Annotated in this window: 6 protein-coding genes; 1 reads left to right on the top strand and 5 read right to left on the bottom strand. The window is 69.7% G+C overall.

What is annotated here, in order from left to right; genetic code table 11:
- Window positions 1-264 (top strand): TetR/AcrR family transcriptional regulator C-terminal ligand-binding domain-containing protein (locus K8V84_RS10530; RefSeq protein ID WP_304073696.1); only part of this gene is annotated, 264 nt, incomplete at its 5' end.
- Here K8V84_RS10530 and K8V84_RS10525 read toward each other — a convergent pair.
- From K8V84_RS10525 to K8V84_RS10505, 5 genes are all read right to left on the bottom strand, one after another.
- A complete protein-coding gene (locus tag K8V84_RS10525; protein WP_304073693.1) occupies window positions 188-1,174 on the bottom strand; it encodes a serine hydrolase in 987 nt (328 codons plus the stop codon). The two genes, K8V84_RS10530 and K8V84_RS10525, sit on opposite strands and share 77 nt — an antisense overlap.
- 202 nt (window positions 1,175-1,376) lie before the next feature.
- Window positions 1,377-2,003 (bottom strand): energy-coupling factor transporter transmembrane protein EcfT, encoded by a 627-nt coding sequence (locus tag K8V84_RS10520; RefSeq protein ID WP_304073691.1) that lies wholly within the window; start codon window positions 2,001-2,003, stop codon window positions 1,377-1,379.
- Entirely contained in the window at window positions 2,000-2,701 is a 702-nt protein-coding gene (locus K8V84_RS10515; RefSeq protein ID WP_304073688.1) for an ABC transporter ATP-binding protein, read from the bottom strand. Before K8V84_RS10515 ends, K8V84_RS10520 begins: the two co-directional genes overlap by 4 nt.
- The gene (locus K8V84_RS10510) at window positions 2,701-3,333 is read right to left on the bottom strand and encodes a biotin transporter BioY (RefSeq protein WP_369696619.1); all 633 of its coding nucleotides are present in this window, start codon (window positions 3,331-3,333) and stop codon (window positions 2,701-2,703) included. Before K8V84_RS10510 ends, K8V84_RS10515 begins: the two co-directional genes overlap by 1 nt.
- Before the next feature lie 235 nt (window positions 3,334-3,568).
- Window positions 3,569-4,216, bottom strand: coding sequence for an RraA family protein (locus K8V84_RS10505; protein WP_304073682.1), 648 nt, complete (start codon window positions 4,214-4,216; stop codon window positions 3,569-3,571).
- Between the last annotated feature and the right edge of the window lie 49 nt (window positions 4,217-4,265).

Below are 4,265 nucleotides of genomic sequence, written 5' to 3'. Positions count from 1 at the left end.
CGGGCGATCGAGCGCGGGGAACTCCCCGAGGACACCCACCTGCCCCTGGCTCTGGACCTGCTGGCCGCGCCCCTGTACTGGCGCCTCAACATACTCCGGGCCGAGGTCGAGCCCGACTACCTGAACACCCTGGTCACCCACCTCCTTCGGGCGCTGAACGCCCGCCCCGGACCCGAGGGGCGGCCGGTCAGCGGACCGCGGTGCCGACGGCGATGTGGTCGTCGTGGACGCCGGGACCCTCGATGGCCCCGACCACCTCGGTGACCAGGTCCTCCAAAAGGGTGATCCCGGTGGCGTAGTCGGTGTTGTGGTCCGACATCACCGCGATCAGGTACTCGCGGTCGGGACCGAACACGTAGCCGACGCTGTTCATGGTCCACAGGCCTCCGTTGGACTCGCGCGGGGTCCACCCGTTCTTGAGTCCGACGGTGTCGTGGTCGGTGGCGACGGCCGACACGCCCCAGGCCTGTTCGGGGCTGACCGACTCCATGAGCTCCCGGATGTGCGCGCGGTCCTCGTCGGCCAGCGGGCCTTCGTCGGTGTACAGGGCGCGCAGCAGACGGATCTGGTCGGAGGGGGTGGTCATGGTGGAACCCCAGGAGCCGCCGGGGTGGGGCTCGGTGCCGGTGAACCCCAGGGCTTCGGCGTGGCGCAGGAACCCTTCGGTGAACCCCAGGCGCATGTAGAGACCGTCGGTGACCTCGTTGTCGCTGAAGCGGATCATCTGTTCGACCTGGAAGAGCTCGGTCGCGGTGAGGTCCCGGTCCTCCTCGTCGGCGCTCAGGTGCAACATGGCCAGCACGGTCAGCTTCGCCACGCTCGCCGAGGGGAAACGGTCCTGGCCGTTGTGGCTGTAGGTCGTCCCGGTGCGCAGGTCCTGGACGGCGATACCGAAGTCGACGCCCTCGCCCAGGGCCGCGACGCGGTCGTCGAGGGCGGCGCGGGCCTGGGCCGTCAGGGCGGAGCCGCCGGTGGCCGGGGCGGTGGTGGGGGCGAAGGGCACCAACGGCACCCGAGAGTCCACGACCAGTGGGGCGAGCAGGGCGTTCTCGGGGAGCATGGGCACGGCTCCGGCCGGGGTCGCGGCGGGCAGGATGAGGGCGATGCAGAGGGCGAGCAGGACGGACGGGGCCAGGGGCCGGGTTCGTCTTTCGGCGAGGAGACGCCGGGGCACGCGATCACCGGTTCCTTGAGCTCAAGGTCTGTTTCGTGAACCACGGGGGCGCCCGAACACGCCGAAGCACCGGCGGAGGCGCAAAACAACACTGTCCAGGGGATGTGGGGCCATCGACCCGGCGGGGCGGGCCGTTCGGATTATTATCCACAGCCCGCGAGGAGAAATCACCCACCCGATATTGAATCGGTACGGAGTCCCCTCATGGGTGGCCGGTTCGGGCGTCCTCGTCGATCCCCCGGGCCACCAGGGCCTCCCCTGTGGCCTCGGCCATCCGCAGCAGGTGCACGATCACCGGCACCACCAGGAGGTGGGGCCGCCCTCGCAGACCACGGGCGCGGTAACCGTCCCTGGCCGCTGACCAGGCGGTCGCGACCATGGGGATGGACCGGATGGTCAACGCCAGCACCAACGCCACCCGGTCCGGGTTCACACCGATGTGGCGCAGCGGCCGGGAAATGCGTTCGAACAGGCCGAGCATCTCCTTGACCCGGGTGGACAGGGTGATCGCGTTGGCGAGCAGGACGAGTCCGGCGAGCTGGGCGCACAGCCGCACACCTTCGGTCCACTCGCCCACGAACAATGCCTGGAACACACCGATGGCCAGCAGGAACGGCCACAGCGCGCGCAGAACGGCCAGGGCCCGGCGCACGCCCAGCCCGGCGACCGGGTAGAGCAACAGGGCCAGGAACAGGGTGGCAAGGGCCGACCACAGGTTCGCGGCGACGATGAGCACCACGCCGAGCACGAGCAGGGCGAACAGCTTCGGGCCGGCCGGAACCCGGTACAGCGGCCCGCGGCCGGCGACGTACAACCCCACCACGCTCACGACGCCCGCCCCGGTGTCGGCCCGTCGTCCATCAGCTTGGCGTAGAAGGCGATGGCGTCCGCCGGCACACCGTCGAAGACCACCCGGCCCTCGTCCATGACCAGAACCCGGTCGAAGTCGGCGAGCAGGTCGAGGTCGTGCGTGAACAGGACGACCTGCTGTTCGAGACCGTCCAGGGTGCGGTGCACCATTCGGGTGTTGCGCAGGTCCAGCAGGGTGGTGGGCTCGTCGCACACCAACACGTCCGGCTCGGTGACCAGAACCGAGGCCAACGCCAGCAACTGCTTCTGGCCCCCGGAGAGCAGGTGTCCGGGGTGGTCGCGGTGGCCGTCGAGGCCGTGGCGGGCGAGGATCTCGTCGACCCGGCGCGCGGTCTCGACACGTCCCAGGCGCAAGGACCGCAGTCCGATCTCCACGTCCTCGACGACCGTCGGCATGATGATCTGGTTGGCGGCGTCGGAGAAGACGAAGCCGACACGGCGCCGGATGTGCTTGGCGTGTCGCCGGGTGTCCCACTCCCCCAGCGACACACGGCCCTCGTCGGGCAGGACGAGTCCGTTGAGGGTGCGGGCGAGCGTGGACTTGCCCGATCCGTTGGCCCCGATCACGCCGATACGGTGTTCGGCCAGGTCCAGGGTGATGCCGCGCAGGACCGCGCGGTCGTCGTAGGAGTGGGAGACCCCCTCGATGCGAAGCATCAGGCGTTCTTCTCCGTCTCCGTGGTGGCGGAGACCGGGCGGCCGGCCGGCGGGATGGGGTAGGCGCGGAAAACGGTGGCGGCGATGAGCGCGGTCACCACGGCCTTGACGACGTCACCGGGCAGGAACGCGATCATGGCCGCGCCGGTGGCCAGGACGCCGTCGCCCAGGACGACCCCCATCCACGGGACACCGATGGCGTAGATGACGACGATGCCGCCCAGGGCGTTGATCAGCAGGCCCTGCCAGAAGCGGTACTTGCCGTTCCGGACCATGAGGTCGGTGAGCAGGCCGATGACCAGGGCGGCGAAGACCCAGCTGACGATGAACCCGGCCGAGGGCCCGACCAGGACCGAGAGTCCGCCGCGGCCACCCGCGAAGAGGGGCAGACCGGCCAGGCCCAGGGCGAGGAAGGCGACCACGGCGAGGGTTCCTCGCTTCCAGCCCAGGAGGCTCGGGGCGAGCATGATGCCCAGGGTCTGAAGGGTGATCGGCACCGGGGAGAACGGCAGAGGGATGGCGACGGTGACGCTCATCGCGGCGATGAGGGCGGCGAAGATCGCGATGAGCGCGAGGTCGCGAGCGGTGAGACCGCGGTGACGGACATGCTTCTTGGTCCCGACGTCGGGCATGGTGGATCCCCTCGGGGAGGTGGTGGGAGGTGGTCGTCCCCCATTGTCCGATACCGGCTCCTTCGAGGCAGTGGCCGGGGCGCACAGAAGCCAGGCGTAGGTGTTGTGGACTTCCGTCAACGTCTCAGGGCCACCCGAGAGGGCGGCCCGAGGAACATGACGACGGCCCCGGGCTCGGGACGGTGTGAACCGCCCGGGCCCGGGGCCGAGGTGAGAGCTCCGCTGGGAGCGTGCCTCAGGGAAGGTGGGTGGCCGCCCCGGAGAACTCCGCGAGGGAACCGCCGGCCGAGATCGACTCCCGCGCCGGGATCTCGGCGTCCTCCTTGGACTTCAGCAGGTCGCCCAGACCCACCGCCTCCTCAGGCGAGAGGAAGGCGGCACCATCGGAGTCCGCGAAGACGACGTCACCCGGGTTCACGACCGCGCCCGCGATGGTGACGGGCACGTTGATCGCGCCCTCGATCCCGCCGATGCGGGTGGTCAGCGGGCTGTACCCGCGCGAGATCACCGGGAAGTCGTAGGCCAGGGTCTCGTCGTGGTCGTTGATCGACCCGTCGATCACCGCCCCCACCGCACCTCGGGCCTTGGCCGTGTAGGAGACCAGGCCGCCGAAGCACGAGCGCTGTCGGTCACCGGACTGGTCCACGACCAGGACGTCACCGGGGCGCAGCATGTCGACCGCCATGTGGACGGCGGTGGAGTCCAGGTGCGGAATGCGCACCGTGACCGCCGTGCCGACGAACTTGAGCGGGCGCCTGTTCGGCTGCAGACCGAGCGCGAAGCCGTGGTCCCGAAGATGGCCGAGCGTGGAAACGCACGTCTTCTCCAGCTCGGTGACGATCCGGCCATCGATCTGTTCGGGCATGTCGTTGACGACGAACACGAGTGTTCCTTTCTCAGAGGACTTGGTTCAGGGCTTTCGAGAAGCGGTG

This window comes from Nocardiopsis listeri (assembly GCF_020741345.1).
GTDB lineage: Bacteria > Actinomycetota > Actinomycetes > Streptosporangiales > Streptosporangiaceae > Nocardiopsis > Nocardiopsis listeri_A.
Note: the sequence above shows the minus strand (reverse complement) of the source record. Positions and strands in the feature narration are given on the sequence as shown.

Coding starts and splice junctions, on each gene's coding strand:
- K8V84_RS10510 (WP_369696619.1), bottom strand. CDS start 3,333: ATGCCCGACGTCGGGACCAAGAAGCATGTCCGTCACCGCGGTCTCACC.
- K8V84_RS10515 (WP_304073688.1), bottom strand. CDS start 2,701: ATGCTTCGCATCGAGGGGGTCTCCCACTCCTACGACGACCGCGCGGTC.